Source organism: Microcoleus sp. Pol7_A1, assembly GCF_036701085.1.
Lineage (GTDB): Bacteria > Cyanobacteriota > Cyanobacteriia > Cyanobacteriales > Microcoleaceae > Microcoleus > Microcoleus asticus.
Map to the genome: position 1 here is coordinate 1 of NZ_JAUBQD010000144.1, position 2,556 is coordinate 2,556.

Here is a 2,556-nt window from a genome sequence, read left to right on the forward strand (position 1 = left end):
GTCCTATTGAGAGGGTCGAGGGGAACATTACTATTCCACCCCTCCCGTCCGAAACCGTGCTTGCCAGTTTCCCGGCACACGGCTACTCAATGTGCTTCCATTTTGTCAATATGGGTCTTCAATCTGCCATCATTGGCAGTTTTATCATCGTGGCAATGACGATGTAATAATTGGAGATTTTGCCATTCCTTCTTACCTCCACAGGAAATGGGTTTAATATGGTCAATTTCCAATAAATCGCCTTCTTGAAAATGCAAATTACACCAAGCACATTTACCCTGTTGTTGTTTGAGAAGCTTCGCTTTCGTAGTAGGCATCTCAGGGTGTTTGCTTAGTCTTAAACTCCAGTAAATTAAGTCACCATCAAAAGGACTTTTATCACCGCGAACTTTAACATAATCGTTCACACTGGAGTGAAATTCGATATGTGTTAGTAACCGTAAAGGATTACTTTCTGACCTAGTGGTGAATACCCAATGGTTATCGCCTATGGTGTGCCAGTATTTTTGATGACCTAAATTAATGCTCCCAGTCTGTCTTTTAGCCCATCTTCTCAGCCGAAGATAAGTAATCCTATCTAAGTAGGAGAAGTCCCCAGTAGTTCCAGCATCTGAGACTCTATAATATGAAGTCCATCCCCTGATAATAGGGTTAAGGTTTTTAATTAGTTCTGCTTGAGAACGTGACCTGTGTTTTGTGATGATACTTTTCATCTCATGTTTATGAGCCTCAATTGCCTTTTTAGAAGGGGTAATGAGGGTGATGAAACCAAGTTTTTTACCTTGACTATTTTTATTGTCTCGGTATTTTCCCACTTTTATCTGTTGAATATGATGTCCCAAAAAATCAAATCCTGGTTGACCATCTTCACTTAAATGGGAGTATAGCGTATGTGCTATTCGCGTCTTTTCTGGTTTCAATTCTAAGCCAATACCTTTGAGCCAATCTTTGATTAATTCCTCACACCTCTTAATGACCGTTAAGGATTCATTTAAAACCACAAAATCGTCGGCGTACCTAATACAGGTTACGCCAGATATTTCGCAGCCAAATTTGCTTTTAGCCCCTCTAATTTTCCCGGCTGAATTGACAGGAAACTCTTGGTTTATCAGGCTTTCTAATCCATGTAAGGCGATGGATGCCAATAATGGCGAAATTACACCGCCTTGTGGTGTTCCAGCCGTGGTAGCTGCAAATTTTCCTGAATCTATCACTCCCGATTTGAGCCAAGCTTTGATTTGTTGCCTGACTGAACCGTTCATGTTTAATTTCAGAAGTAATGCTTCCTGATCTATTCGGTCAAAACACTGCGAGATATCTGCATCTAAAACAAATTTAGATTTTGATACTATGCAGTTTTTGATATGTTTGATAGCATCATGGCATGACCTACCGGGTCGAAAACCGTAGCTTGATGGCTCAAAACGAGCCTCCCATTCCGGTTCAAGGGTAGCTTTCACTACCGCTTGTAAGGCACGGTCAAAAATAGTGGGTATCGAGAGCGGTCTAAATTCGGTTTTCCCTGGTTTTGGTATCCATATCCTCCGTGTAGGTTTGGATTTACCGTTAATGAATAGACCTTTCACCAAGTCAAGACGTGCTGCTGGGGATAGTGATTTAATCCCATCCACTCCTGCGGTCTTTTTTCCCTGGTTGTCTTGTGTTACCCTTCTTACCGCTAATGCCCTATTAGACCAAGACCTCATTAGGGTTTTCTGGAGTTTGCGAACTCGTTGAATATCACCACAACGTGAAGCGGCATAGATGCGTTTTTGCAACTTAAAAACATATCGCTCGACTTGTCGCCAGTTGATAGTCTTCCATCCCTCAGTATTCAATGTTGAATCTGATTTAGGCTTATTCATTGCTATTTACACCCCTATATACAGACACATTGCGGGTTACGTCTGCTTATCCCGGACATTACTCCATCCCTTTTCAGGCTTTGACCGTTATTTCGGTCTAGGCTTTTGCTTTTTAACCCATCCCTCCCAAATAAAGCTTTTAGCTTGACTGCTTACCTACATATCGACCACTATAGGAACTATAATTTGGGTTATTTCGTTCCTGATATCCATTGTTTTGAGTCTTTAGAGGGTGTCTATCCACCGGGGGTCTAGGAGGTACGCTGCTTCGGTTGCAAGATCCTAACAGTCCAAACCCCATGCCAGTTATTTCCAGCCCAAGGTGTGTCCGAAACACAAGCTTATATCCCTTGGTGAGATCTGACGATGGCTCAACGACACTTCGTTTACTCTCCCCATAAACTCTTGCTTGCAGTTGGTGCTTTCAGCAATTACCACCATTAACCGCTTTCATCCCCGCTTTACAGATTTGATAGTCAGTCTTCTCTGTAGGGGCTACCATTACTGGTAGTTTATGTGCTTTTAACCCCGCACCAGGGCAGTAAGAATTGGTTCTTTGAGAACCTCACTTACATGGATATCAAGTTGTCATTAGTAGAGGATTAAAGTGCGGACTCAGCCCCATAAGGGTTACTCTACTAAAGCCTGGAATCCCCCCAAGAAATGGGTTTCTCCAGAACGAATCGCACTT

General features: G+C 42.4%; 1 protein-coding gene. It reads right to left on the bottom strand.

Annotated elements, in window-relative coordinates; translation table 11 throughout:
* Positions 1-86: 86 nt before the first annotated feature.
* Complete coding sequence (gene ltrA / locus QUA20_RS31550; protein WP_333194272.1) at positions 87-1,865, bottom strand: group II intron reverse transcriptase/maturase; 1,779 nt, start codon at positions 1,863-1,865, stop codon at positions 87-89.
* Positions 1,866-2,556: the final 691 nt, after the last annotated feature.